General features: G+C 57.2%; 1 protein-coding gene. It reads left to right on the top strand.

Annotation, left to right across the window (positions count from 1 at the left end):
* Positions 1 to 324: alpha/beta hydrolase (locus QWJ41_RS20915; RefSeq protein WP_302710402.1), on the top strand; the 324-nt coding region annotated here is incomplete at its 5' end.
* Positions 325 to 348: the final 24 nt, after the last annotated feature.

Here is a 348-nt window from a genome sequence, read left to right as displayed (position 1 = left end):
AGCCCGCCTCTGTTCTTCTCCATCGGCCAGGAGATGCTGAGGGATGAAGGCGCGGTCCTGGCCCAGCGCGCCGTCAGCCAAGGCGTCAGTGTCACGTGGCGCGAGTTCGAGGCTATGCCCCATGTTTTTGCCGTCTTGCTCGACGGCTTGCCCGAGAGCGAAGTGCATTACAAGGAGCATACTGAATTTATTAAGACTGTCGTCGAGCCGGCCAAGCCGAGGTTGCAGAGCAGTGCGGTCATGATCCGTGCCAAGACGTTGAAGTGGGTGTATATGTTTGTCGGGGCGGGACTGACGCAGATTACGTATGAGGAGGCAATGTAAATGATGGTAAAGGGGATGGAGAGG

Source organism: Nocardioides cremeus (assembly GCF_030518195.1).
Classification (GTDB): domain Bacteria; phylum Actinomycetota; class Actinomycetes; order Propionibacteriales; family Nocardioidaceae; genus Nocardioides; species Nocardioides cremeus.
Note: the sequence above shows the minus strand (reverse complement) of the source record. Positions and strands in the feature narration are given on the sequence as shown.